This is a genomic window from Mycobacterium sp. pR1184 (assembly GCF_041287235.1).
GTDB lineage: Bacteria > Actinomycetota > Actinomycetes > Mycobacteriales > Mycobacteriaceae > Mycobacterium.
On sequence record NZ_JBGGKR010000010.1, the window covers coordinates 57,886 to 80,329 of the forward strand.

A 22,444-nucleotide genomic window follows, 5' to 3' on the forward strand; every position below is an offset into this window, starting at 1 on the left:
CGCAGGCCAACTGCAGCAATATTGCCCGGCACACGGCGGCCGCATCCTGCTCAGAACTGGATATTGCGGACGGTGTCGTAGACGCCGGTTATCCACAGGAGCAACGGAAGAATCGCCGCGACTACGGCGCCGTCGAACAATTCCAGCATCCGCTTCATCACCGGCGTGATTCGGCGAATCCCGGTCGCCGCGCCGACCACCGTCAGCGCGACCAGGGCCGTCACCAACAGGATGAGCACGAACCAGCGGGCGCTCGTCGGATACCAGATGCTCAACCGAATGGTCACCCCGATGGGAATGGCGACCGTGGCTGCCAGCAGTGACCATGCGCACCAAGGCTCGGCGTAGAGACGAGACCTGAACGCGCACATGATCGTGACCAGTCCGGCCACCACCAAGCTGTGCACGAAGAAGTGTCCCCGCACCAGGACCCCGATGACACCGGCAACGAGAACCAGGGTGCCGGCCGTGATGAAACCGGTCAGCAGCTGCTTTGCGACCTGGCTGCGTTCGGTCAGCCGGGCGGCCGAATGGGGTACGGACGCGATGATGGCCTGCCAGGTCCGGGTTTCTTTGTCTTCGGGTACTTCTTCGCCCGCAATGGGATCGAGCAATTCCTCGTGGTCCACCGTCTCGCCGGGTGCCGGGATGGGCGGCAGTGCGATCCGTGCGAAGACGACGGTCAACTTGGCCGCGTTCGTTACGGTGAACAATCCGAACGCGATCGCCAGGGCCGGGACCCACTGCTGCCAGCCGTACCCGTAGGCGAAGGCGGCCGCGGTCAGCGTGATCGAGGTGACCGCGGCGAACGACGCGAGCTCGGTACGGTGGCGGGGCCCACCACGGGTGATCAGCGTCAAGAACAGCACCGCCGCGGCGCCGGCGGCGAGCTGTGGCGGCCCGAACGAACTGGTCATGCCGCGCGGGCGCGGAATGGCCATCGCTACGGCCACCACGATCAGCGGGAACGCGGTCGCCAGCAGGCTCTCCGACAAGTTCGGATTCTTGTAGAACTTGTTGGCCGCCCAGCTGCCCATCAGCACAATCAGCCCCGCAGCGCCCATCCCGACCGGCCACCATAGATGGTGTCCGTTGGCCACCCACGCCACGGCGCCGATTCCGGTCATCGCCATCGTTACGACCGGAATTGCCACCCCGACAAAGCGATTCAATGCCTTACGGTCGAACTCCGGCGACTCGTCGAGTACCGCGATCGCATCGATGACGTCCTCGACGAGGGGGCGGTACCGCTCGGTGCGACTGACCGACACCAGCGTCAGCAACGACCCATCGACGACGACCGCGTCATCCAGCGATTGATCGGCCGGCAGCGGCGGGGCGCCCGGGCGGGCGAACGTCCACGCGCCCTGCGCGGCGAAGTCGAAACCGGCGAGCACATCCGCGGGCGTCTCGCCGAGGATTTCCGCCAACACCGCCACGGTGTCGTCGATATAGGTCTCTATCGCCGCCGAAGAGGGCAGCACCACATCAGTCAGCCGTCGCCCGGTCAGGATCGTGACCCGCGTTGTCGAGGGTTTGGCCGGGGCCGCGCCTCCGGTAGCCGGAGCGGCTGCGGCTCCCGCACCGGCAGCAGAATCAGTAGCGGTGGGCGCGCTCAACGACGTTCACTCCTGTCGAAATCATCGGACAGTGCGGCGGCTAGTTCCAGGATCCTACGCTTGTAGGTGGGGTCGAGAAGGCCTAACTGGATCTCGGTGCCGGCCGCGATGTGCTTGTCCCACGGCAAGACGACGACCCGACCCGGCTGGACGTACTGCTCGAATTGCCGCGCCAGCTCGGTGACGGCGATATTGGTATCTCCCGGCGACACATGGTTGATCACCACACACGCGCGGGCCAACAGATCCCGGTGGCCGTGATTTCGCAGCCAGTCGATCGCGACCGCGGCTTGCCGGGCAGCGTCGATCGACGCGCTGGTCACGATCACCGCGGCCGACGCCGTCGAGAGCACACCGCGGGTGACCGGATCGAACAAGCCGGCCCCGCAGTCGGCGAGCACCAGGTTGTAGAACCGCGACACCGCGTCGGCCGCGTAGTGCCAATCCGCCTCGCTGAAGGCGCGCCGTGCCGTGCTGTAGTCCTCGCCCGGAAGTACTTCCAGATTCACCGCATTGGCACTGGTATGTGCGCGGATATCGTTGTAGTGAGTTAACTCTTTGTCGGCCAACAAGTCTGCAATCGTGGCGTCGGACTGACGCCCGGCGCGGTCGGCGAGGTTTCCGCAACTGGCATCGGCGTCGAAAGCCAGGATGCGGTCACGGCGGACCTGGGCGAAAACCGAACCGAGAGCGACCGTCACGGTCGTCTTGCCGACCCCGCCCTTCAGGCCCAATATCGCGATCTGATACGACCCCCGGGGACTGCGGCGAATGCGATCGCGTAGGTCCAGGTCGTATTTCTCGTCGCGCGACAGGCCCACGTTGATACGCGTCAGCTTGTGGACCCATCGGCGCCAACCTCGACGTGACACCATCCGGGTCTTCGACTTCTTCGCGGGTTTGACGCCGATCTTCGAAGTCGCTCCTGGCTGATCTGCGACCGGATGCGCTGAGGCCGAATCCGGTTGCACCGCAACGCGTTGCGTCGGCGGGATCTGCGGCGGGGCGCGATGAGGTGTGGGTGCGGCCGGGTTGGGGCGCTTGCGTGGCGGTGGAGCAGACTTGCCGCGGCGCTGCTCGGCATCCGGTGCTTGCCGGTGGACAGGGCCGGCCGTGGGGCCGCGCTGGGTCTCGTTGGGATCGCGAGGAGCCGGGCGCGCGCGCCGGGGCGGCGGGGGAGCCCCTCCCGGCGAATGGGTCGGGCCCGGCTTGGGCCGGGCCGGCGCGCGCTGGTCGTTGCGGTCGACCGGCATTGGGGGACGAGGGCTTTCGGGCCGCGCCGGCGGTGGTCGGTCCGCCCAGTCGACAGGGGGACGGGGGCATTCGGGCCGTGCGGGTGCTGGTTGGTCTTCCCAGTCGACCGGCATCGGCGGCGGCGCGTGGCCATTGGGTGGTGGCGGGCCGGCCGGCACCGGCGCAGCGCTCATGTCGAAGCCCGAATTCACCTCGAAGTCGGTTCCCGACTCTGCGTTTTCAGTTCCCTCGGGGTGGGCGAAGAGTTCGTCGTAGCTGACCGGCATCGGGGGGCGCTGCGCGCCGGGTCGCGCCGCCGGGGGTGGCTGGATCTCGTCGACCGGCATTGGCGGGCGGCGGGTTTCGGGCTCGGCTGCTGCGGGCTGCTCGTTGAAGTCCACCGGCATGGGCGGCCGCTGCGGATCGGGTCGGGTCGACGGTGCCGGGTGGTCCCAATCGACCGGCATCGGCGGCGGAGCCGGGGCATCTGGCTTGGTGTCCGCCGGTTTGGGCGCCGCGGCAGCAGGGGAGTCGACGTCGAAGCCGGCGTCGATATCGAACCCCGAATCCGCTGTGTCATCCGGGATTTCGCCCCCCTCGGGCGGCTGAAAGAGCCGGTCGTAGTCGGCCCCCATGAGAACCCCTCAATAGTTCAGACGCCGAAAACACGAGAAGAGGCGAGTTCTCCCGTACGGTGAACTCGCCTGATCCCGTGTTTCGACGTCGTTTGCCGTTCTAACCGCCGAACATGCCGCTGACGCCGTGCTCGGTGCTGGCCATTGCCGCACTGGCCTCGGTGATCGTGTGCGACAGCGACTGCAGCGAGTTGTTGAGTTCGTCCGACTTAGTCTGCCAGTCGTTCTGCACGGCCTGGTAGGCCTCCGAACCGGAACCGCCCCAAGCCTCGGCAAGCTTGGCGAGGGACTGCTTTCCTTCGTCGAGAAGACCCTGAACGGTCTGCACCGACGACGCGATCGAGCTGGCACCGGCCTCGATGCCGCTGAAATTCCATGACTGAGCTTCCGACATGATTTGTCTCCGTTTCTTTCTGATGCTGAGGGGTTAGGTGGGCTCAGAAGCCCATGTTGCCGGCGGTCGAGTGCAGGTTGGAGGCCTGCTCTTCGTTGGCGCGCTGGTACTGGACGCCGGCGTGGCTGATCTTCTCGTGAATGTCGGTGAGCGCCTTGATCTGCGCGTTGCCGGCTTCCTGGAAGCGCTGCAGCGCGGCCTGGGCCGCCGAGCCGGCCTGGCCGGTCCAGTGGCTGGCGAGTTCGCTGCCGGTGTGCTCTACGCCCTTGATGACACCCTGAAGCTCGCCACCGATCCGGTCGAAGTTCCCGGCCTCGGCGCTGAGGGTACTGGCATCAGTTTTCATTTCTGCCATGTTGAACTACTTTCTGTGTGCTCTGTCCTCGCCAAGTGATGGCAAGTCTTCCGGCCCGGGCGGCCGGGAAGTCTGTTGTGGTGGTTGCTCACCAGTCGTCTCCGTCGTCGATGCCGTGCAGCTCGTCGTAGTGGAGGTTGGTGCCTTCTTCCTCTTCGCGCGCAAGCGCAACCGGGGCAGCCATCCCGGCCTTGGAACCGGCGCCGGATTGCGCGCCGGCACCCGCACCGAGCGGCGCGGCGCCGGCGCCCGCCGACGACCCGGCGCCCGCACCGGCAGGCGCGACGACTGCGCCGGGCTTGTCGAGCAACTGGCTCATCATCGACGTGCGGGGACCGCTCAGGCCGGAGCCCGGAAGCTGCTCGGCGTGCATCAGCCCCATGCCGACGCTCGGGCCCGAGCCGCCCAGCAGCGGATGCGACGACAGCGGCGGTGCCCCGATCAGACCCATCTGTGCGCCACCCTTACCGAGCTCGCCGCCGACTTTGCCGCCACCCACGGTGAGGTCGCCCAGCGTTGAACTGCCCATGCCGCCGGACTGACCGGCCATCGACGTCAGTTGCTGCAGCGGCTGCATGAGTTGCTGCATGGGCCCGCTCAGCTGCCCCAGCCCGTTCATCAACTGCGAAACCTGGTTCACGCCAGAGGGTGTGGGGGTCAGGTCGTCGTCGCCGGCGTCCTTGGCCGCCTGGAGCAGAGTCGAGGATCCCAAGCTACCGGGGTCGGAGGCTTCGTCGGACAGCGTGCTCAGCAATCCCGCCGCCCCGGCCTGAGCCTCGGCTTCGGCGGCGGCGTCCATGCCGGGTGCGAGGATCGGTGACATCTCGGGAAGCGGCTCGAAGACGGTGTTGGCGGCGGTCTCGGCGGCGTAGACATCCATGGCGCCGCCGGCCTGGTTCCACATCCGGACGAAGTAGTCGGCTTCGTTGAATCCGATCGGCATCGTGTTGATGCCCAGGAAGTTGGTGGCCGTCAGGACCGTGTGGGTGATGTGGTTCGTCGCGATCTCCGGCAGCGAAGGCGTCATTCCCAACGCCTTCACGTAGGCGGCGGCCTGCGCCGCGGCCTGCATGCCACGCTTCTGCGCGGCCGCCGCGGCGGTCTGCAACCACGTGACCATCCGCGCGGCCGCGGCCGTCGCGCGCTCGCTGCCGGTTCCGGTCCACGCTCCCGACAGAGCGGTCATGCTCGCGGCCAATTCGGCGGCCTCGGCTTCCAGGCTGGAGGCCAGCGCCTCCCAGCCCGCGGCGGCCTGGAGCATCGGCGAAGGACCCGCGCCGGCCATCAGCCGTGCGGTGTTCAGCTCCGGTGGCATAGCGTGCCACAGCATGCTCGGTCTCCCTTGGTGCGAGGTGTAGTGCGGTAGTTCTCGGGGTCTGCTGTTACGTGAAAGTTTCGCTTCTTCGAACAATGCGGGGTGGGGCGCATTTTGGCCGGCCCTCCTCGAATTGCACGTGAACGAATATCAAATTCTGAGTAAACGCAAACCATTTTGTCGCAGTGAAAATCCTAATCGCACAATGCAGTCCCCGGCGCGGTTTATCGCGTTTCGGTTCCGGCTCCCGTAATGAGCGTTGGGATAATCCTAACCGCCTGCTCCAGGTGGTCAGTGCACTTCTTCTGGAGGGTCGATGTAGGCGGCCTGGATGACATCCTTGCCGTCCGGCGTCACAAGAATGCCCTGCCCAGGGGGCCTGCGCTTGACCTGAAACTCTCTCGAGGGGAAGTCGGCCTTGTCGCCGGACAGCAGCAGCGTCGGAGATCCCGCACCATAGGCGGCGCCGACGAACTTGTCCATCGTCGACTTATACGCGTGGCTCATTTGGCAGGTAACGATGATGTGCAATCCGATATCCGAAGCAGCCGGCAACAATGGAGCCAACGGCATCATTGGAGGCATACCCCCGGACGCGCCGACGATCATGTGCCAATCGTCGACCAAAAGCACGAGATCGAATCCTGTCCACCACGACCGCGACCGCAACTGCGATGCGGTCAGGTCGGCCGGCGGTAACCGCTTTTGTAGGTTAATCGCGAGCGCTTTGATCGACTCGTCCAGCGACTGAGCGTTGCGGTTGATGGCTCCCGCGGCGAGTAGGTGGCTTTCGGGCACCGCGTCCAGCAGTCCGGACCGGTAGTCGGCCAACATGAATCGCACTTGGTCTGGACTGTTGCGGGCACAGATGGCGCGGGCAATGGCGTGAGCAATGGTTGTCTTGCCCGACTTGGCCGCACCGAAGATCAGGATATGGTTCGCCGCGTACAGGTGGGCGTAGGCCGGCGTCAGGTCCGTCTCGCGGATGCCGACCGGAATCGTCCAGCGAGTGCGGTAGTCGGACTCCGGCCCGGGTGGTTCCGGATCCAGTTCGTAAAGATGGATGCGCTCCGGCAGCACCCTGACCCGCGGTGCTTCCTCGGTGGTGTGCGACGCGATGTGGTTCACCGCGACCGTGAGTGCCTCGACCAGGCCGTCGATGCTGTTGACGCCGTCGAGTCGGGGCGCACCCATCATCAGGTGGTGCTTCTCGATCGACATGCCCCGGCCGGGGCGGTTCGCCGGAATATCCCGGGTGGCGCGGTCCAGCTGGGTGTCGTTGACATCACCGAGCCGGAACTCGATCTTGGTGCCGAGGTAGTCGCGCACCCGCGACTTCAATTCCGTCCACCGCGGTGTGGTGATGATGGTGTGGATGCCGAACGACAGGCCTTGGGCGGCCAGGGTCTGGACGTGCGCCTCCAGGTCGGGGAATTCAGCGACGAACGCCGGCCACCCGTCGATGACCAGAAACACATCGCCGAATGGATCGGCGGCCACGGGTTGGCTTGGGTCAGCGCGCAATTCGCGGTAGCTCGCGATGGAGCCCACCCGGTGCTCCTTGAAGGTGGCTTCTCGTTGCCGCAGAACGGCTTGCACCTCGGCGATCACGCGCATGACCCGATCGGGTTCCGACCGGGTGGCCACCCCACCGACGTGCGGCAGATTGTCCAGATACATCAACCCGCCACCGCCGAGGTCGATGCAGTAGAACTGGACCTGTCGCGGTGTGTGGGTCACCGCGGCCGACAGAATCAGGGTCAGCAACAGCGTGGACTTCCCGGTCTGCGGCGCCCCGCCGATGCCGATGTTGCCGCCACCGCCGGAAACGTCTACGCCCCAGGGTTCTTGGAGGTGCCGGCGCGGCTCGTCCATGATTCCGAGTGGGAAGTACAACGGTCGTAGTTCGGCGCGCTTGACGAGTTCGTCGACCGCAGTGGGATGGGTCAACGGCGGCAGCCACATCTTGTATGCCCGCGACTCGACGGTGCTGAGTTGGTCCAGGATCACCTCGCTCAGCGGTTTCCCTTTGGCCTCGGTGCTCATACCGGCACTCCGCCCTGAGCGGGCGGTGCCGCCGCGTCTTCGAGGTCTTCGAGAATCGGCGCCGCGGTGAACTGCCGAATTTGCATTGCCCGGGGGCCGGGTCGTGCGCCGTCGACTTTTTCTGCCTCGCCGTTGGTCTCGGTGCGCGCCGGCGGAACGTAGGTGGCACCGGTGTAGAGCGTGCTGAACTTGACCGGGTCTTCCATGCCGACCCGCAAGAACCCGACGCCGCTTTCCTTGTTGGTGATGTACTGCGCCTCGGGCGTGCCGATCACCGACTTGGATTCGTGAGAGCTGGTGGTGCGCAATGCGATCCGGTAAGTGAGGTTGGGCTCCAATTTGTCGATACGCGCTCCACCGGTCTGTAGCGACTGGGTGGCGAGCAACAGATGCACCCGCAGTGAGCGGCCCACGCGGCAGATCCGGTCGAACAGCCCGACGAAGTCCGGGTGACTTTGCAGCAACTCGGCGAACTCGTCGACGACGACGAAAAGCGTTGGCAGCGGCTTCAGGTCGGCGCCGCGTTCGCGGTACTTCTCGTATTCGGCCACACCGGACAGTGCCCCGGTCGCGCCGACCTGGATCCCGGCCTGGCGCAGCAAATTCTGCCGGCGGTCCAGTTCGCCGGTCAGCACCTCACCCATCCGGCCGACGAGCTCGGCTTCCTCGGCCATGTTGGTGATGACCGCCGCCGTATGCGGAAGGTTTTCCATGCCCAGGAATGTCGAGCCACCCTTGAAGTCGGTGAGCAACAGGTTCACCTGGTCGGGGTGAGTTATCGATACCAGCGACAGGATGAGGGTGCGCAGGAACTCGGACTTTCCGGACCCGGTGGTTCCGATCAGCATGCCGTGCGGCCCGCCCCCGAATTCGGCACCCTCCTTGATGTCCAGTGACATGATTTCGCCGGTCTTGAGCTGGTGACCGAATGGGATCTTGAGGCGATCAAGATCCTTGTCGGCGAACATCTTCCAACGCGCCGGGGTGATGTCCTCGACGCTTTTCGCGCCCACCAGCTGGTAGAACTCGGTCGCCACCTTCTTCTTGGTGCCCCCGGTGCTGGCCTTTTTGTCGATGATGGTGCCGGTGATCGACCACCCGGCCAGCTTTCTGGCGATGCGCGCCGCCTGCGGCGCCGACATGTGGTCGGTGCTGGCCGTCACCTGGCGGAACTGCTGGCCGGGCAGCCGGTCGTCGGCCGTCCCGTCCGCCGCCACCCTGATCCGATAGTTCGAGCCGCGATGGTTGCCCAGGGTGAACACCGTGACGCCGGCCCTGCCGTCCGGCGGGACTCCCGCCTTGCCGCCGGTCAGGTCCACGACGACGACGTAGGGTCCGCCCGGCGTCGAATCCGGTGAGTGCGGGCCGCGGGCGGCGAGATCGGAGAGGCTTTCCGGGTGAGCGGAGATCATCCGGACCGGCCCGGCCGCATCGGTATCGGTCGGATGCTGCACGTGTGGAAGCCATTTCAGCCAGGACCACTCCGGATCATCCGGCGTTTCGGTGAGCACCCGGATGGCCAGCAGGTCCGGCGGATGGAACACCGCCAGGTGACAAATCATGGCCGTGAGCAATCCGGCCGCCCCGGCCGGGTCGCCACCGATGGCAATAGTCGGAAATGTCCTGAGCTGCAACAATTTTGGGCAATCATGGATCAGGCCATGGGTGCGCAAGAACTTGACCGCCCACATGTTGGCGACCGGCTCCAAATACGGCTGCGGTGCCGCGGTCGGGCCCGCCAGCTCACCGCCGACCGACGGCTTCATCAGCCGGTCGACCGCCGGCTGGTCACCGATGCCGATGCGGGTGGCCGCGTAGAAGTCGGCGCTGGCCGGTCGCGACCACTGCCGGGGTGTGCCGATGATCGACAGCAGATCGTCGGGGTGGGGTGCGTGATAGCTGAAAAAGGCGACCTGCGCGGTGGCAGACGACGTCACCCGGGGGCGAAGCCCCGCCAGATACCGCAGGTACTCCTTGCGGTCTGCATTGATCTCCGGCACCTTCTTGCCACCGCCGCCTCCGCCGGCGCCCACCATGCTCAACGACATCATGATCATCATCAGCGGCGTCATCATCATGTACGGAGACAGCGCTTTGGTGCCGGTGAACACCATGATGCCGATCATGCCGAGCATGCACACACCCATCACGTAGGGCATGACCCGCTGGACAAAGCTGGGCGGGACATCGACACCGAGGTCCTCAGGCGGTACGACGGCGATCTCGCCCGGCGTCAAGCGGGGACCGCGGGTTACCGATGGGGTGAACTTCCGTGTTGACATCAACCAGCTCCGGGCGCTGCGGGTAACTTTCGCGGGCTCGGGTCGGCGGGCAGCGTGTCGTGCTCGAGCAGGGCAGCTTCTTTAGACAGCACCGGACCGTCGACCAGTAAACGAATGATCTCCCATGGCGCGGGCTTTGGCGACTGCAGGCCCAGCGAGGCAGCCGCCTTCGGGTCGGAGATCCCGTACCGCACGCCCTGCGGGTCGACGTAGTACAACGATTCGCCGTACCGGGGATCAGGGGATTGCAGCTGCAAATACTTGCCGCCGTCGATGTAAACCGTTGCCGGGCCCTGGATTTGCTTGATGCCCTGGCCCATCACCGACGTCGGCACTGGCAGATGCCGACCGGTCACCACCGCTGTGCGGGCATTCTGCTCGCCGGGCTTGCGTTCCCACGTCCAGCACAGCACCGGTTCGTTCGGCCGGTTGACGATCTTGATCGACTGGTCGGGCAGCGGTGAGTTGTATACACGTTCGGGGATTCTGACCACCAGACTCGAAACCACCGACGGCGGCTCGACCAGCCCGTGCGACTGGGCGGCGCGCAGCGCCACCGCGGTGTTGGCGTTGATGGGCGCGACGCCGTCGGGCAGCACCACGAAATATTGCGGCCCCGATTGCGCATGGATCTGGAACACCGACCCGATTACCAGAAAGTCAGGCAGCCCAAGGGTATTGGGGGCACCGTCGTCCGGGATCGGGGTCAGTTGCCAGGATCCACCGTCGGGCAGCGCATTGAAGACGGCAGTGGACAGCGGGCTCGGCTTGGCGTTCACGGGTATGCCCACCGCCGAGGTGAGAGTGCGGTCGGCCAGGTCGGTGGCGTGCCGGCCGGTCGAGGTGATGATCCAGTCCTTGCCCTGGTAGTAGGCCAGCAGCGCCTCGTTGGGCTGCAGGGCATCCACCGAGGAGTCCAGCGACAACGGCATCGCGATCACCGACGTCTGGACGGTCGGATTGATGGTCTCGGCCTTGGTGACGGTGTCGCACAGGGCCCACACCGACGCCGAGTCCGACGACACCGGCGTGGCATAAGGAGCGCCGGGGATGCCGACCGTCTGGCCCCGGGGGAACTTGCCCAGCTCAGTGGCTTTCACGACGGTGGGCTCGGCGGGATTGCCCAGCACCAGACGCGCCGATGTCAGGTTGTAGACGGGGTGCAACTGCCCGGACACCATCAGGTACAGCTGGTTGGTGGAGCGGTCGACGAACAAGTTCCCGCCGCCGAGCTTGCCCTGCGGCTTGAAGTACGCCATCGCCAAGGCGCCCACCAGAATCACCACCGAGATGACAATGCCCAGCGCCGCCGCCCGACCGTAGAAGGACAGCGGGTCGTCGAACATCCGGGTGTCCCGGCGGACGATGGCGTGCTCCAACCGCCGGAGCAGGAAGCGCCAACCACTGACCTGGACCTTGGTGGTGAGCCGGAACCCCGCCATGCGCTACTCGGTAATGGCAAGCCGGGCGTGCACCGATGCCACCGCTTCCGCCATGTCTTCGCCGTTGATCTCACGCAGGAAGTCCGCGTCGAGTTCCTCGAAGTCGACCGCTTGAGTCAGGCGCATGTCACGGTATTGCTCCGCGGCCTCCACCATTTGTCGTGCATAGCGTCCGTTGCCGGCGATGTCCAGCGCGGCTTTGCCGCGTACCGTCCGCTGGCTCAGCAGCTTCGCCGCCTCCAGCAGCTTCTCGGCCGCCTCCACGCTGAGCTCCGAGTCGTTGTTCTTCGCAATAACTTTCGCGATTTCGAGAATCTCCTCGGGGGAGTAGGAGTCGAATTCGATACGGGTGGCGAACCGCGACCGCAGTCCTTCGTTGGTCTCCAGGAGTCTATCGATGTCATTGCTGTAACCGGCAATAATCACCACAAGTCGGTCTCGGTCGTTTTCCATCCGGGCCAGCAGCGTGTCCAACGCCTCTTGACCGAAGGGGTCGGATCGACCCTCGCGTTCCTGAACCAGCGTGTAGGCCTCGTCGATGAACAGCACACCGCCCAGGGCGCGGTCGATCGTCTTCGCGGACTTGACCGCGGACTGTCCCTCGTATTCGGCGACGAAATCCTTGCGAGCCGTCTCGATGAGTTTGGGTTCCTGGATGACGCCCAAACCCGCCAGGATGTTGGCCACCACGCGGGCGATGGTCGTCTTGCCGGTGCCGGGCGGCCCGGTGAAGATCATGTGCTTGCTCGCCTGTGCGACCTTCATGCCGCGCGCGGCACGAACTTTCGCCATCTGGGTCGCGGCGCGGTAGCGCTCGACCTGATCCTTGACGCGCGTCAGCCCGATCTGCCGGCGTAGCTCTGACTCCGCTTCGGCGAGCAGCTTCTCCCGGCCCGAGGTGTCGGCCACGACGCTGCCCGCATCCCAGGGATCTGTTCGGGCGGCGATCTGCTCTGCGCTGGTGGTCACCAGGCGGTAAGAAGGATCCTTTAGTGCCGCAGTAACTTTGGGGCTGGGATGGGTCGTCTGCAGCCACTCCAGCAGGGCCACCGCGGCTTCTTCGTTGCCCTGGCTGCGGCGCGTCATCGCCAGATACCAGGCGATGGCCTGCGCGCACGCCTCGCCCGCAGGCGAGGAGTTCGCCTCGGTCAAGCGGCGCTCGGCCTCGGTGAACAAACCGAGATTGGCGGCCGCGACCCCATGGGCCACGCCGGCGGCAGCAGCCAGAAACGTGTCGGGCCACTTACCGGCGGCTCGGACTTCGTCGATGACCTCGGTCCAGCGCTGCCCTTCCCCGTAGACCACCGCCTTGGTCCATGACAGCAGGTGCTCGGCACCGGCGGTCGGGCTGGCTTCGACGGCTTCGAGGGCATCGGCGTAGTTACCCGCCGATGCTTCGTTCACCGCGAAACCGATCGTGATCGCCAGCGGCGAATTGACCGGATAGGTGATGTCGCCGTAGAGGCCGCCGATCGGAACCCGGGCACCCAGGGCGTTCATCGAGACCTGGGCAGACCCCGACAGCTGTCCGAAGTGCTTGCGCGAGTACCAGGCCCGGAACAATGTCACCCGGTCGCTGTCCCCGCACCGGATGCGGCCGACCCATGCGTCGCATGCGGTCTCGTCGTAGTTCGTGATCTCGGTGAACAGGTCAAGCGCCCGCGACTCCGAGACCGGAAGCATGCCGACCGCGCTTTCGAACAGGCCGGCCAGATGCTCGCTCATTTATCGGTGGTGTAGCGCACGGCGAAGACTTCGGCCTGTGCCGTCTCAGCCTGTTCCTCCGTCGGCAACCGCATGCCGGTATCCACGAAGTCACGCAGCAGCTGGGTGCTGTCCAAGCCCATGTCGGCGAGTTGTTGCAGCCCTGCGTTGTCGGCGGCACTGTCCATGACATAGGTACGCTGCCCGGCGAGCCCTTTTTGCCGGGCCAACTCGGCCAGCACGACGATCTCGTCGGCCAGCTCGTCCTCGGTCAGGTTCGTCGCGTTCGGTGACAGTGTGACCCGCTGAGTGCGGCCGTCGATGAGTGCCGACACCGACACCGTTTCGGGCGGGTTGGTCACGGTGAACTGCTGGGCGTCGTCCTCGTCGTCCTCGTCGTCGTCGGAGGGCTCGGTTGTCGCGGCGATGGCCTCCAGCTCGGTGTCGGCCTCGCCGGGCTCGGTCGGCGCGTACGCGTCCAAGGCGTCGGCGTCGGACTCCTCACTGCCGTCGTCGTCGGCGGAGAAGTCCAGGGCATCCCCGTGATCGTGGCCGTCGTCGTCGGATCCGGAGTGGTAGGAGGAGAAGTCCAAGGCGGAGAGATCGTCGTGCTCATCATGCTGGGACATGGGATCCATCTTTCATTGGTAGCGGCAGAAATCAGCCTCGGTACGAGGCGTGAGGGTGGTCGGTGTGCGCGGCCTCGTCATCTGAAGTGTGGTCGAGCCAGGTGCGCGCGGGGAGGAATTCCAGCAGTCCGTCCAGTGTCCGTTGCAGATTTTCTTGGGAGCCGGGCAGAAAACTTCCGTACAGCTCGCCGTGGACGCGGCGGGGCAGCGACACCAGTCGGCCCAGCGGGGAGTCGAGCACGCCGGCAGCGACGTCGGTGTGGGTGCAGGTGCCACCGGAGTGACGCTCGCCGGCGATGATCTCCACCCAGCTATCGGGGTTGCCGACGATCTCGGCGTAGACGCGGGCGGTGGCGGGCGCGACGCCGAGGTTGGCCAGGTGTGCCGCCGTGGTGCATTCGGCCAGTTCGCTTGCCACCCCGGTCAGTGGTTCGACGTTGGCCGGCGTCGCCGGGCCCAGTACCGCGGTCACCATGCCGGCCAGACCGACCTGCGCCGCCACCAGTTGCAGCGCGATCAGCTCGCCGTGGCGAGCGGCGATGACATGACGATCGCCCTTGCGGCACACCGCAAAACGCACCATCACTCCGTCGCCCATATCGCGGCGCCACCACCGGCCTTCCAAGGTCCGGTCGGGCCTGCTGAGCGTGTCGATCAGGGCGGCCACGGTCGGGTGGGGCTGGCCCAGTTCGTTCAGCACCCCTTGCTGGGTCAGGTCCTTCTCCACCTGGTCCCAGACCAGCTTGCGCAGGTCGTCTTGCGGGATGTTCTGCCGGATCCCAAGGGCCGTAGGGAATTCGATCAGGTGCAACCGGTCGGCGATCACCAGCATGCCGTCGATAGTCACCTCGACGCCGACGACGTCGTCAACAAGCCCGGCGCGGCCGGCGGCGAGGGGACCGGATGTCATTATTTGTCGAGCAGTTGCTTGTTGAGGTTGCCGGCCAACTCGCTGTCGACACCCTCATATGCTGACTTGGCCGTGCGCAGCTTTGCGGCCATCAAGAGACTGGCGTCGCCCAGGGCCTTGCCCGCGGTCTTGCGGATGCCCTCGATGGTGTCGAAGGCACCGTTGGAGCACCCGCTGATGACGCCGTGCGTCAGCCAGCAGTTGCTTCCGGTGCCGTTCAGGGCGTCGGCCGCCGCTTGGGCATCCTTTTGTGCGGCTTCCTGTTTGGTCGCCAGCGTCTCGAGGATCGCTGGTGTGACGAGTAGATTTACCATTGGTCGGTCTCCTTGACGTTCGATGTTCGCGCTATGGCGTTGGCCCGCTGCGTTTTTGACGCGCGAGTGTTATCAAAGGACGCGTTCGCGCCCAGCTGCTGCCGGTGCGGCGGCCGGTGCCGCGGCGTCGACGGGTGCACGCTCGGTGCCACCGTCTTTACCGGCGGCGGCACCTGTTTCAGCGTCCCTCTTGGCGTCGTCTTCCTTCTTCTTGTCCTCGTCGTCCTTGACGTCGCTGACGTCGCTAGCCGCGGCCGGGGCGGCTGCTGCCGCGGGAGCGGCACCCTTGGCGGACTGGGCCAGCGACTGGATTTGTTGCATGCCCTGGCCGAGCGTCTGGCCGACCGTGGAGAGCCCCTGCGACGCCTGCCCGATCTGAGCCAGGCTCGGCGGGGTGAACGCCGCCGGCGCCGGAGTCGTCTTGTCGCCCTTGGCCGGGGTGTCCGTCTTGGTGTCCGACGCCTTCGCGGCGGCGGCTTTGTCGCTCGAGGACTGCAGCAGCGCCTTCTGCTCCGGCGCAACCTTGTCGCCCGCTTCGGCGGCCAGCTTGTTGACCGACTTCCCGCTGGACGCGAAGGTGTAGTCCGTCAGGCCGTCGGAGACGGCGCGGAAGCCGGACAACTGCGACGAGCTCTCCGCCGATACCTTGCCGTCGATCTTGTCGTAGGTGCCCGCCAGCTGCGAGCTCACGTCCTTGCCCAGCTGGACGTATTGCTGACCCAAGGTCGCGCACTGGTTGGAGATGCTCATCGAGCTGGACAGGGTCAGCATCTCGACGACGAAAACTGCCGCACAGCACGCGAAAGCGGCGATGATCTGCCACGCCTGCGATATACCCGGACCCGCGATCGGGATCAGGTAGAGAGCCAGGGCGATACCAGCGGCGGCGGTCAGGACGGCCACGTTCACCGTGCAGCACAGGTGTGCCTGCTTGACCTCGCCGGCCTGCTTGCTCAGGTAGCCCTTCAGGGTCTGGTCGTAGGTCTTGAAGGTGTCGACGAAACCCTTGAGCGTGTTGACCTGGCTGATGTAAGCCGTCGCCCCGGGGCCGCTCCAGTCCCGCGGATCCGGAATAGCGCCGGGGTCCAAGTCTTTGAGGAACAGGTTCAGTTTGTCCGCGGCGGTCGATACGGCCGAACCCGAGTTGGGGGATCCAAATCCGTTGAGCAGGTCCACGATTGTGACGGCCAGCGCCGCGGCATCGACAATGGCCGTCGGCGTCGGCAGTACTTTTGTTCCGCTTTCTTTCAACGCCTTTGCCAGAACCGCGTTCTGCTTGCCGGCGTAGATCAGCCCTTTACCGAGGATCGTGGCGGCGCTCGCACCAAGGTTGGCCCAGTCCCCAGCCGAGGCAGCAGTAACGCCAGATCCAAAACTCTTCACACACGTCGCTAAATCCGTTGCACCGTTAAGCCAAGCCACGTCGGTGTTTCCCTTCAAGCTCGCAGATCCTGTGCACCGATCCTGTGCACGGTAGAACGAGCCTAACAGCGCTCAGAGCGGGTCCAGTGCACGAATTTTTCGGCTAGGCAACAGCTTCCACCACCCGGCGTTCGGCCGCCACGGTAAACATTGCGGCAAGGTTGCCGAAAAGCGAACAATTAGAATTAGCGCTGCCGGCGACCCATGGAAATCAGTTGATGTGGCCTATCAAAGTTTCGATCGCGGCCGTTACGTGCGCGGGCAAAGGCTCCTCGTCTTCGGCGCGCACAATCATTTCTTCGTCGACCCCTGCGGCTTGTGCAATTTCCAGCGTCGAGAGGTTAGCCCGGCGCCGGGCCGCGTACAAGCGTTGCGCCAGCGGAGCATCCGGAGCGTTCGCTCCGAGCGTCATCAATTCGTCGCGGTGCCGGCGAACCGCACTCAGCGCCTTTATCAATTCCGGGGTAATTTGGCTGATCCTGGTGGCCCGGACGGCGATCGCCTCGAGCTGCCGCAGATCGGCGAGGATGGGCGCCGAGCGCTCGGTGAACTCGGGGTCCTCGGCCGGTGGCAACGCCGAGATGGCCAGGCTGCACCCGTCCACGGCGGCGACGACCGCCTGAGCGATCAGCGACGCCGCGCCGTGAGCCTCGGGGTTGTCGGCCGTCGCCGGACCGTCGACCGGCGCGGCCTGCGAGGCGGCGGCATCCGCCGCGACCGGTTCCCCATGGCGGATCCGATCGATGGTTCCGGCAGGCCACTGCAGAACTTCCTCGAGCTTCGCGCGGGTCCGTTCGCGCGGCCAACTGCGGCCCTTTTCGAAAGCAATCAGCGCGCCGGCGTTGATGATCCCGTCCGACGCGAGGCTGCGCTGGCTGATGTCGAGTTCGCGACGGCGGGCGGCAGCGGCGGCTCCGGCGCGCACCACGCCGGGATCCAGATCGATTGACGCGATGTTGTCCCCCTGCTCATCGGAATCGTTAACCCCTTGTTGGTCAACGGATTTCGGCGGCCTGACGACTTCAAACGTCAGGACTTTCCCCGCGGCGGGGTCCCCGAACCGGACGATGGTCTTGTCGGTGATCGTCACGGAGGTCTGTCGTAGTCCGTCGACGAACATGCCGCCCGGGCTGCTATCGACGATGCGCCACTGCCCATCGGCGGCTTCAGCCCGCAGGTGCTCCTGGGAGATCTGTGGATCATCGATCTGTACGCCGGCCTGAGGTTCGCGGCCGATGGTTACCACGCCGCGGTCGGGCTCGATCGCGTGCGATGTGTCGCCGCTGTGCACCACCAGCAGAGCTGGTCGGGCGGTTGAGGCGGCGCTGGACATCGTCGGTGATTCCTCGCTCACTATTTGCCTGGTGGCGGTGTCCGCCCTCAGGAGTCTAACTGCTGCACCCGTCAAATTCTATCGCGGCGCTACAGTTCGGCGTCAAGTTGTTACAGAACGAGCCTGCACACCGCGCCGGCGAGCACCCGCGGGATAACCGCATCACCGCTACAGTTTGGAGCTTGGCCCGGCTGGCGCCGCTCGCGGGGCCGGCGCTATTTGGCGTACGACCTGCTCGGCTCCACCATTGGGGCACCGTTTCGCCGCAGTTCTCCGCCAGTTCAGCGGGGTGAAGCCTGCGGCGCGTGAGATATGGCCGTAGCGCCTGCATACCGGCCCGAACGAAAAACGAAGCACCAAACTGTTGCATCGCGATGGTTAGTGCTATACCCTTTCGAGTCATAGGACGCAGAACTGCAACGCTTTCTGGAGGAACGTAGCGATGACCGCAACAACTCTGTACAACATCCCGTTGGGCGCCTGCACCCAGGACCCGGACCGCTGGACGACCGCTCCCGATGCCGAGGCCAAGGCCCTGTGCCGGGCGTGCCCCCGCCGGTGGCTGTGCGCCCGCGATGCTGTCGAGTCGGCCGGTGCCGAGGGCCTGTGGGCCGGTGTCGTAATTCCCGAGTCTGGCCGCCCGCGCGCCTTTGCCCTGAACCAATTGCGGTCGCTGGCCGAGCGCAACGGATACCCGGTGCGCGAGACGGCCAAATCGGCCTAACCCGGCCTCCTGAGGCGTCCGCAGTTGAACAACGTCCGGGACCGGAGTGCAAACCCTTGAGCGGCTCCACTTTGGAGCGCCCCACTCGGATATCCCGGACCGGCGAACAGACAGCGCGAGAACCAGCCACGGTTCTCGCGCTGTCTTGCGTTCCAGGGCGCTACGACGAAGCGGCCGGGTCGAAGCGAAAGACACAGAGCCGCCCCGCCAGCGCCTCGAATTCGTCGGATGTCCCGTCGCGCACCATTCCCGAACGTTTGGCGAACGAAACCCCTACCGGCACCTTCCTCGGAAACGCCCGCAGCACCGGACGCGCCTGTTCGGCTGTCAGTTCGACGATCCTGACCTCCCGGGATCGGCGGCCCCGGGACAACGTGCCGGTACCCGCGGCGCGCGCGTTCGCCGCCCAGTCCGCGCCCGGGTAGCCCGCGACAACGTAGAGGCCGCCCTGGAATTCAAATGGCGTCATCGGGGTGCTGCGCGGTTGGCCGGACTTGCGGCCCGGGACGGTGAGCACCATGGCTGGACCGGTCGGTATCCCCAATTTCTGCACCGCCATCATCACCTTGTTCATCGGCTTGAGGTAGCGCGGCGGCTGTGGTTCGGACATGTCGGAATCTCCTTGTCTGGAAGCTAGCTCGTGTACAGGTCTTGGTGCTCGGACACCCACTGCGCGAAGGACTGTGGCGCCCGGCCGAGGATCTTCTCGACGTCGTGCGTGACCAGTGCCGGGCGGTCCAGCGTTTCGGCGAGCATCGCCGTATAGGCATCGCCGAACTCGGCTCCGAAACCCAAATCGATGAAGCGTTGCCGCACCGCCTCCGGCGGAATTTCGCGGTACTGCAGCCGGCGCCCCAGCACCGTGCCGATGATTCCCACCAGTTCCGCATTGGTCAGCGCCTGGGGACCGGTCAACGGAACCCGTTGACCGACCAGCTCCTCGCTGAGCAGTGCGCGCGCCGCGACCGCCGCGATGTCGCTCTCGACAATCGGAGCGGTCGATGCCGCGGCATACGGACCCGCCACCACATCGCCGGCGCGAATCTGTGCGGCCCACATCCCGGCGAAGTTCGTCGCGAAGACCGTGGGCCGCAGGCTCACCCATGCCAGGCCCGAGTCGACGGCCAGCTGCTCGACCTCGCGGTTGCGGTCGCCGCGAAAGCGCGACGGTTGCCGTGAGAAGTCGTCATCGGCGTTGATCGCCGACACCGCAACCAGTTTGGCGACACCGGCGCGACGGCATTCGGCCACGACGTCGGCGAGACTTTCGCCGAGCGCGCGCGAGTTCAAGAAAACCGCCGATGCTCCCGGCAGCGCGTCGCCCACCGTGTCGAGCACCTCGACGGGCGAGGGAAACCCGGCGCGATTCGGGGTGCGGGTGATGGCGCGTACCCGTGCGCCAGCGGCGACGAGTTCGGCAACGAGGGGGCGTCCGACATTTCCGGTCGCCCCGGTTACGACGATGGTCATGGTGTTTCCTCCTGAAAGTCGAAGATCTTCATCAACGACGGGCGCGGAGGCGGGAAAGTTACAGTCGATACACGTAACTTTTTCCGGTACCAGATCGTCGATGTTTCATGAACCAGTCGCTACCGCCAACGGACCAGCTGGCCGATGCTTGGCGTCGTCACCGCCCCTATCTGGTCAATCTGGGGTATCAAATCCTCGGTGACGTCGGAGACGCCGAAGATGTTGCGCAAGAGGCGTTTCTGCGATTGTCGCGGACCGGGCCCGACGAGGTCGACGACATCCGCGGCTGGCTCACCGTCGTCACGAGCCGGCTCTGCCTCGACCAGGTGCGCTCGGCGCGAACGCGCTACGAGCGGTTGAGCGATCCTGGCGCCGACGTCGCCGAGTCGCGGAGCCTGGATCCGGCGGATCGGGTCACCCTCGACGACGAGGTCCGCACCGCGTTGATGGAGGTCTTGCGGCGACTCAGCCCGGGCGAACGAGTGGCGTTCGTGCTGCACGACGTGTTCGGTGTCCCGTTCGAGACGATCGCCGAAACAGTGGGACGCCCGGTCGGCACCTGCCGTCAACTGGCGCGGCGCGCACGCGCGAAATTCACTGCGGCACAGCCTAAGGCGACTGAAGTAGCACCCGCCGAGCATCAACTGGTCACCGAGAAGTTCATCACCGCCTGCGCCAACGGCGACATCGCCGCGCTGACCGCTGTCCTGGATCCGACGGTCTGGGGTGTGGGCACCGTCCTTGCCGACCCGCCGCCGCCGCCGCAGATCAACCATGGCCCGCATGCGGTGGCGACCAACCTGATGCGCTATCTGGGGCCGGGCGTCACCCTGGTCAGTGGTCCCGCCGGCCAACCGGTGGTGCTCGCGTTCGCCGAGCGCCGGCTTTTCGCCGCTATCGTGCTGACCATTCGCGGCCCGTTCGTCAGCAAGATCGAGGCGATTGCCGACCCGTCGGCGCGTATCGCGGCCGGCTGAGGCGTGACGGGTCAGCCCGCACGGTCGGGGCTGGTCCCGAAGAACCCGGCGATCAGCGCGGTGGCATGTAGCAACTTGCGCCGGGTCGGGCGGCCCATCTCGTGCATCACGTCGATGACGCCGCCAGGGCGCAGGTGAGGGTCGTAGGGAACCTCGACCACCGGCTGTCCGTGGTCGACGAACTCGCGGGCCAGCAGCGCCCGGGTGCGTTTGTCGGCGTGCCCGTCGGAGTCATTGAGCACCACGATCGTCTTGTGCAGCAACTCCGTCATGCCCTGATCGGACAGCCATTCCATGGTCCGGGCGGCCGCGGATGCCCCGTCGGCCCACGGCGAGGACACCACGATCAGCGCATCCAGGTCGCGCAGCACTTCCTGGGTGACCGGTGAATCCATCGTCGAGCCGCAGTCGATGACCGAGATCGTGAAATGGCGATCCAGGCGCGACGCGGCCTCCCGGTAGATCGCGGGATCGAGCACCCGGCGCGGACCGGATGCCGGTTCGCCGGCGAGCACATGTAGACCCACGGCGTTGCGGCCTACTCGCTCGGCGACATCGGCGAAGGTCTCGAGGTTCTTGTCGGCGGTCAATTCCCAGAACGAACTCGTCGATTGCGGATCGATCCGGCTGCTCAACCGGCCGAAGGCGGTGTCGGCGTCGATCGCCACCACGTGGTCTTGCCCGCGACGAAGCTCGGCGAACAGCGACCCGACACTGGCGGCGACGGAGGTCTTCCCAACCCCGCCCTTACCCACGACGCCGACCTTGTGCTTACCGCGAAAGCCGGTGCGGATAGTGGCTTCGAATTGCGCTTCTTCGCGTTGGGCGGGCGACGGACCCAGCCTGACGAGGCCAAAGGTGAGTAGCCGCAGGATGCGCCGCCACCCGGTGTCGGCCAGTTCGGGCCCGCCGGTGGGCACCAGCGCGGTGTCGGTTGCCGGGATGGCGGGCGCGGCCGGAGCAGCCGGCCGCGCGGGTGGCCCGGCGGGTCGCGCCGGGGGCGGGGGAGCGACGTGCTGGCGCGGCTGCCCCGGCGGTGGCTGACGGGGCGGTGGCGGCCCGGCGGGGGGCCGCGGCGGAGGCGGCGGCGGTGCCGGCGGCGGATACGACGGGGGTGGGGCGGGTCGCCGCGGAGGCGGGGGAACTGCTGCGGGCGGTGCGCTTCGCTGTGGCGTGGGAAGGGGACCGGCGGGGGTGCTGGGTCGGTCGGGCTGCAGACGGTCCCGCAGGAATTCGTCGCGCTCGTTCATGGGCTCCTCGGTGCCGGGCGATCGATCAGGGCGCGCTGGCCGGCCGCGGGGCGACCCGGCCCGTATCGGCCTAGTATCTCCCCACGCGCTCCTCCTTTGTATCGCGCAAACTCGCGCAGCCCCTAACGCGGTGCCGGTGTGACGGTTGGGGTGGTTGCCGGCTATGCGGCGCGCGGTATAGGCGGCATGGCTGCCACGTCTTATCGGGATCGGTCGCACGGATACGCGGGCAGACTGTGATCACGGCCATCCCGACGCCGTCCGCAGGCCGGGGTCACAGCAAACCCGATGAGGTGATCGGGCCGGCCGGCGCCCGTTTCGGGTCTGCACTGTCGCGGGCGGATTGTCGGGGTAGATGCGTATTTCCCCGGGTCATCGATCGCCGCCTGC

General features: G+C 66.2%; 19 protein-coding genes. 2 read left to right on the forward strand and 17 right to left on the reverse strand.

Annotated elements, in window-relative coordinates:
• Positions 1-50 precede the first annotated feature (50 nt).
• The 14 genes from eccD to ACAG21_RS18340 form a co-directional block, all read right to left on the reverse strand.
• A complete protein-coding gene (eccD, locus tag ACAG21_RS18275) occupies positions 51-1,619 on the reverse strand; it encodes a type VII secretion integral membrane protein EccD (protein ID WP_370497673.1) in 1,569 nt (522 codons plus the stop codon).
• Positions 1,616-3,487 (reverse strand): AAA family ATPase, encoded by a 1,872-nt coding sequence (locus tag ACAG21_RS18280; protein ID WP_370497674.1) that lies wholly within the window; start codon positions 3,485-3,487, stop codon positions 1,616-1,618. Before ACAG21_RS18280 ends, eccD begins: the two co-directional genes overlap by 4 nt.
• Positions 3,488-3,587: 100 nt before the next feature.
• Positions 3,588-3,881: a WXG100 family type VII secretion target gene (locus tag ACAG21_RS18285; RefSeq protein ID WP_090597907.1), complete on the reverse strand. Its 294-nt coding sequence runs from the start codon at positions 3,879-3,881 to the stop codon at positions 3,588-3,590.
• A 43-nt stretch (positions 3,882-3,924) separates the two neighbouring features.
• On the reverse strand, positions 3,925-4,236 hold the full coding sequence (locus tag ACAG21_RS18290) for a WXG100 family type VII secretion target (protein WP_370497675.1): 312 nt from the start codon (positions 4,234-4,236) through the stop codon (positions 3,925-3,927).
• Positions 4,237-4,324: 88 nt separating this feature from the next.
• Positions 4,325-5,566, reverse strand: a complete 1,242-nt coding sequence (locus ACAG21_RS18295) for a PPE family protein (protein WP_370497676.1) — start codon at positions 5,564-5,566, stop codon at positions 4,325-4,327.
• A gap of 276 nt (positions 5,567-5,842) precedes the next feature.
• Complete coding sequence (gene eccCb / locus ACAG21_RS18300) at positions 5,843-7,597, reverse strand: type VII secretion protein EccCb (RefSeq protein ID WP_370497677.1); 1,755 nt, start codon at positions 7,595-7,597, stop codon at positions 5,843-5,845.
• On the reverse strand, positions 7,594-9,879 hold the full coding sequence (gene eccCa, locus ACAG21_RS18305; RefSeq protein WP_370497678.1) for a type VII secretion protein EccCa: 2,286 nt from the start codon (positions 9,877-9,879) through the stop codon (positions 7,594-7,596). The genes eccCb and eccCa overlap by 4 nt, the downstream gene beginning before the upstream one ends.
• Complete coding sequence (gene eccB, locus ACAG21_RS18310; protein WP_370497679.1) at positions 9,879-11,321, reverse strand: type VII secretion protein EccB; 1,443 nt, start codon at positions 11,319-11,321, stop codon at positions 9,879-9,881. The genes eccCa and eccB overlap by 1 nt, the downstream gene beginning before the upstream one ends.
• A gap of 3 nt (positions 11,322-11,324) precedes the next feature.
• Positions 11,325-13,046, reverse strand: a complete 1,722-nt coding sequence (gene eccA / locus ACAG21_RS18315) for a type VII secretion AAA-ATPase EccA (RefSeq protein WP_370497680.1) — start codon at positions 13,044-13,046, stop codon at positions 11,325-11,327.
• Positions 13,043-13,654, reverse strand: a complete 612-nt coding sequence (locus tag ACAG21_RS18320; protein ID WP_370497681.1) for a hypothetical protein — start codon at positions 13,652-13,654, stop codon at positions 13,043-13,045. Before ACAG21_RS18320 ends, eccA begins: the two co-directional genes overlap by 4 nt.
• Positions 13,655-13,685: 31 nt before the next feature.
• Complete coding sequence (locus tag ACAG21_RS18325; RefSeq protein WP_370497682.1) at positions 13,686-14,564, reverse strand: ESX secretion-associated protein EspG; 879 nt, start codon at positions 14,562-14,564, stop codon at positions 13,686-13,688.
• Positions 14,564-14,878: an ESX-1 secretion-associated protein gene (locus ACAG21_RS18330; RefSeq protein WP_370497683.1), complete on the reverse strand. Its 315-nt coding sequence runs from the start codon at positions 14,876-14,878 to the stop codon at positions 14,564-14,566. Before ACAG21_RS18330 ends, ACAG21_RS18325 begins: the two co-directional genes overlap by 1 nt.
• A 72-nt stretch (positions 14,879-14,950) precedes the next feature.
• A complete protein-coding gene (locus ACAG21_RS18335) occupies positions 14,951-16,261 on the reverse strand; it encodes an EspA/EspE family type VII secretion system effector (RefSeq protein ID WP_370497684.1) in 1,311 nt (436 codons plus the stop codon).
• A 250-nt stretch (positions 16,262-16,511) separates the two neighbouring features.
• A complete protein-coding gene (locus ACAG21_RS18340) occupies positions 16,512-17,654 on the reverse strand; it encodes an FHA domain-containing protein (protein ID WP_370497685.1) in 1,143 nt (380 codons plus the stop codon).
• A gap of 421 nt (positions 17,655-18,075) precedes the next feature.
• Here ACAG21_RS18340 and ACAG21_RS18345 point away from each other — a divergent pair, with 421 nt between their 5' ends.
• Positions 18,076-18,357, forward strand: a complete 282-nt coding sequence (locus tag ACAG21_RS18345) for a WhiB family transcriptional regulator (RefSeq protein ID WP_096290650.1) — start codon at positions 18,076-18,078, stop codon at positions 18,355-18,357.
• Between the two features lie 160 nt (positions 18,358-18,517).
• Here the strand turns inward: ACAG21_RS18345 and ACAG21_RS18350 are convergent, their stop codons facing one another.
• Both ACAG21_RS18350 and ACAG21_RS18355 read right to left on the reverse strand, forming a co-directional pair.
• Entirely contained in the window at positions 18,518-18,967 is a 450-nt protein-coding gene (locus ACAG21_RS18350; protein WP_370497686.1) for a nitroreductase family deazaflavin-dependent oxidoreductase, read from the reverse strand.
• A gap of 23 nt (positions 18,968-18,990) precedes the next feature.
• Positions 18,991-19,827, reverse strand: a complete 837-nt coding sequence (locus ACAG21_RS18355) for an NAD(P)H-binding protein (RefSeq protein ID WP_370497687.1) — start codon at positions 19,825-19,827, stop codon at positions 18,991-18,993.
• Between the two features lie 107 nt (positions 19,828-19,934).
• Between ACAG21_RS18355 and sigI the strand changes: the two genes are divergently transcribed.
• Positions 19,935-20,804 carry an RNA polymerase sigma factor SigI gene (sigI, locus tag ACAG21_RS18360; protein WP_370497688.1) on the forward strand — a complete coding sequence of 290 codons (870 nt, stop codon included), beginning with the start codon at positions 19,935-19,937 and terminating at the stop codon, positions 20,802-20,804.
• 11 nt (positions 20,805-20,815) lie between these two features.
• On the opposite strand, the gene ACAG21_RS18365 is transcribed toward sigI, so the two are convergent.
• The gene (locus ACAG21_RS18365) at positions 20,816-22,054 is read right to left on the reverse strand and encodes a MinD/ParA family protein (protein WP_370497689.1); all 1,239 of its coding nucleotides are present in this window, start codon (positions 22,052-22,054) and stop codon (positions 20,816-20,818) included.
• Positions 22,055-22,444 lie beyond the last annotated feature (390 nt).

What these genes read in the sequence shown, in the direction of transcription:
- ACAG21_RS18280 (WP_370497674.1), bottom strand. Translation starts at nt 3,487, where the DNA reads ATGGGGGCCGACTACGACCGGCTCTTTCAGCCGCCCGAGGGGGGCGAA.
- ACAG21_RS18285 (WP_090597907.1), bottom strand. Translation starts at nt 3,881, where the DNA reads ATGTCGGAAGCTCAGTCATGGAATTTCAGCGGCATCGAGGCCGGTGCC.
- ACAG21_RS18290 (WP_370497675.1), bottom strand. Translation starts at nt 4,236, where the DNA reads ATGGCAGAAATGAAAACTGATGCCAGTACCCTCAGCGCCGAGGCCGGG.
- ACAG21_RS18295 (WP_370497676.1), bottom strand. Translation starts at nt 5,566, where the DNA reads ATGCTGTGGCACGCTATGCCACCGGAGCTGAACACCGCACGGCTGATG.
- eccCb (WP_370497677.1), bottom strand. Translation starts at nt 7,597, where the DNA reads ATGAGCACCGAGGCCAAAGGGAAACCGCTGAGCGAGGTGATCCTGGAC.
- eccCa (WP_370497678.1), bottom strand. Translation starts at nt 9,879, where the DNA reads ATGTCAACACGGAAGTTCACCCCATCGGTAACCCGCGGTCCCCGCTTG.
- eccB (WP_370497679.1), bottom strand. Translation starts at nt 11,321, where the DNA reads ATGGCGGGGTTCCGGCTCACCACCAAGGTCCAGGTCAGTGGTTGGCGC.
- eccA (WP_370497680.1), bottom strand. Translation starts at nt 13,046, where the DNA reads ATGAGCGAGCATCTGGCCGGCCTGTTCGAAAGCGCGGTCGGCATGCTT.
- ACAG21_RS18320 (WP_370497681.1), bottom strand. Translation starts at nt 13,654, where the DNA reads ATGTCCCAGCATGATGAGCACGACGATCTCTCCGCCTTGGACTTCTCC.
- ACAG21_RS18325 (WP_370497682.1), bottom strand. Translation starts at nt 14,564, where the DNA reads ATGACATCCGGTCCCCTCGCCGCCGGCCGCGCCGGGCTTGTTGACGAC.
- ACAG21_RS18330 (WP_370497683.1), bottom strand. Translation starts at nt 14,878, where the DNA reads ATGGTAAATCTACTCGTCACACCAGCGATCCTCGAGACGCTGGCGACC.
- ACAG21_RS18345 (WP_096290650.1), top strand. Translation starts at nt 18,076, where the DNA reads ATGACCGCAACAACTCTGTACAACATCCCGTTGGGCGCCTGCACCCAG.
- ACAG21_RS18350 (WP_370497686.1), bottom strand. Translation starts at nt 18,967, where the DNA reads ATGTCCGAACCACAGCCGCCGCGCTACCTCAAGCCGATGAACAAGGTG.
- ACAG21_RS18355 (WP_370497687.1), bottom strand. Translation starts at nt 19,827, where the DNA reads ATGACCATCGTCGTAACCGGGGCGACCGGAAATGTCGGACGCCCCCTC.
- sigI (WP_370497688.1), top strand. Translation starts at nt 19,935, where the DNA reads ATGAACCAGTCGCTACCGCCAACGGACCAGCTGGCCGATGCTTGGCGT.
- ACAG21_RS18365 (WP_370497689.1), bottom strand. Translation starts at nt 22,054, where the DNA reads ATGAACGAGCGCGACGAATTCCTGCGGGACCGTCTGCAGCCCGACCGA.